Genomic DNA, 2620 nt, shown 5'->3' with positions numbered 1-2620 from the left:
CCGGTGGCTTGTTTGGCCCGGGTTATCTGCTGGGTGGACACATCGAATTGAAGCTGACTATTGCGGGCGTGGCCGGGAAGCCAAACGTGTCGGGCATGCTCACCGGCGACGCGTTGTCGGTAACCGACATCGACCAGGGCATACAGTTGAAAGACGGGGTGATCCGCATCGCGTTGTCGGAAAATCTCGTCGATATGCAGCAGGTCGAGTTTCACGGATCGAGCGGCACTCTCAAGGCGGCCGGCAAGGTCCGCCTCGACCAGAATCAGCCGGACCTGACGGCGAGCATCATCGCGGACAAGCTCGAACTGTTTGCTTCGCCCGGCCGCGAGTTGCAGTTGTCGGGCAGCGCGTCGGTCGCGAACGAAGGAGTGCAGGGCGGCATGGCGATCAATGGCAAATTCACCGTCGATCACGCGCTGTTCGACCTGCCGGAACTGCCGGGGCCTTCACTGGGCGACGACGTCGTCATCGTGCGTCCCGATGGCACGGTGAAGGGTGAGGACAAGCCGGTCGTGGCGACGGGCAACAAACCGGTGCCCGCTTTTTCGCCGCGAGCGAGTATCGATATCAATCTCGGCCAGAAATTCCGTTTCCGCGGCGCGGGCGCGGACCTGGGTTTGGCTGGCACCATTACGGCGCTGAGTGCGCCAAAAATGCCACTGCGCGCAATCGGCAATGTGCGCGTGACACCGGGGTCAACCTACACGGCGTTCGGGCGGAAGCTGGGTATCGAGAACGGGTTTTTCACCTTCAATGGTCCGGTCACGAATCCGGGCATCAACATTCTCGCGATGCGCCGCAATCAGGAAGTCGAAGCCGGCGTGCAGGTGACGGGAACGGTCCAGTCGCCGAATGCGAAGCTGATTTCCGAACCGAACGTGCCGGACAACGAAAAGTTGTCCTGGCTGTTGTTCGGGCATGGCACCGATCAGGGCAACAACGTCGGGCAACAGAGCGCGATGACCAATGCGCTGGCGTTGTTGGGAAGTGCGGGCGGCAAGCGTATCGCGCAGACCTTTGGGCTCGACGAATTTTCGATCGGTACGAGCGAGGTTGGATTGACCGATCCGCAAGTCGTGATGATCTCGAAGGCGATTAACGAACGGCTGGTTATCGGCTATGAGCAGGGTTTGCAATCGGCAAGCAACGCGATCAAGGCGACGATCAATCTCTCGCGGTTTTGGTCGGTGTCGGCCTATGGCGGCACGTTCCAGGGGCTGGATCTGCTTTATACGCGACGGTTTGATTCGTGGGCGCGGAGGAACGGGCCGTAGGTTGTTTTGGTAGACGTTCTTGAGTTTCACGCAGCACGTCGCACGAGAGCACGACAGTGCGTTCGCGTCCTGCATCAAGCTTTTCCGCCGCACCACAAAAAAGGCCGGTTCAACTCACGTCGAACCGGCCTTTTGTTGGTCGCCTACCGTGTAACCGCGATCTTACTTCACCCGCATTCCCGGCTTGGCCCCGCTATGCGGTTCAAGAATATACAAACCCGGTTCTGCCTTTTCATCCTGGGCGGAAGCTGCTAACACCATCCCTTCCGACAGCCCGAACTTCATCTTCCTGGGCGCCAGATTCGCGACCATCACCGTGAACTTGCCGATCAAATCCTGCGGCTGATAGGCCGACTTGATCCCGGAGAACACATTTCGGGTCTTTTCCTCGCCGATATCGAGCGTCAGTTGGAGCAGCTTGTCCGACCCTTCCACGGCCTTGCAATCCACGATTTTCGCGATCCGCAAGTCGATCTTCGCGAAGTCGTCGATGGAAATCACGCCTTCCGCTTCGGCTTCCTTCGTCTTCACGGCTTTCTTCATGACCGCGGTCGTCGGGGCCGCAGTCGTAGCCGGCTGCCCGGGCGCGACCGACTCCCGATTCGCCGCGATCAACGCTTCAACCTGCTTCGGATCGACGCGCGTCATCAAGTGCTTGTACGCATTGATCGGCTGCGTAGAGCGCAGGGGCGAGCCGGCATCGGCCCACACCATCGGGGCGATCCCCAAGAACGCTTCCACCGATTCCGCGAGCCACGGCAACACCGGCTTCAACGCGAGCGACAACAACCGGAACGCCTCCAGGCTCACGCTGCATGTCACGTGCAGCGGCGCCGCATTCTCCGCGTCCTTCGCCTGATCCCACGGCTTGGCGGTATCGACGAAAGCATTGACCGTGTCGGCCAAATCCATGGTCGTGCGCAACGCGCGGCCGTATTCCCGCGACTCATAGAGCGCCGCAACATGCGGCACGGCGGCACGCAACTGCACCAAAAGGGGATGATCCATCGCGCTATCCAGCACGCGGCCATCGAAACGCTTGATCAGGAATCCTGCCGCGCGACTCGCGATATTCACGTACTTGCCGACCAGATCGCTGTTCACGCGCGCCTGGAAGTCATCGAGATTCAAGTCGATGTCTTCCATTGTGTTCGACAGCTTTGCCGCGAAGTAGTAGCGCAGCCATTCGGGATTGATGCCCGTATCGATCACGCTTTTCGCCGTGATGAATGTGCCGCGCGACTTGGACATCTTCGCGCCATCCACCGTGAGAAAGCCGTGCGCGAACACATTGGTCGGCGTGCGATGGCCGGAAAACTCCAGCATCGCGGGCCAGAACAGCG

Annotated in this window: 2 protein-coding genes; one reads left to right on the top strand and one right to left on the bottom strand. The window is 60.2% G+C overall.

Translation table 11 applies throughout. The annotated features are described in order from the left end of the window. On the top strand, positions 1–1277 hold a 1277-nt coding region (locus WCA53_RS27095), incomplete at its 5' end, for a translocation/assembly module TamB domain-containing protein (RefSeq protein WP_423917951.1). A 162-nt stretch (positions 1278–1439) separates the two neighbouring features. Here the strand turns inward: WCA53_RS27095 and metG are convergent. Continuing rightward, positions 1440–2620 (bottom strand): methionine--tRNA ligase subunit beta (gene metG, locus WCA53_RS27090; RefSeq protein WP_423917947.1); only part of this gene is annotated, 1181 nt, incomplete at its 5' end.

The sequence above is a fragment of the Caballeronia sp. genome (assembly GCF_049581465.1).
Taxonomy (GTDB): domain Bacteria; phylum Pseudomonadota; class Gammaproteobacteria; order Burkholderiales; family Burkholderiaceae; genus Caballeronia.
Note: the sequence above shows the minus strand (reverse complement) of the source record. Positions and strands in the feature narration are given on the sequence as shown.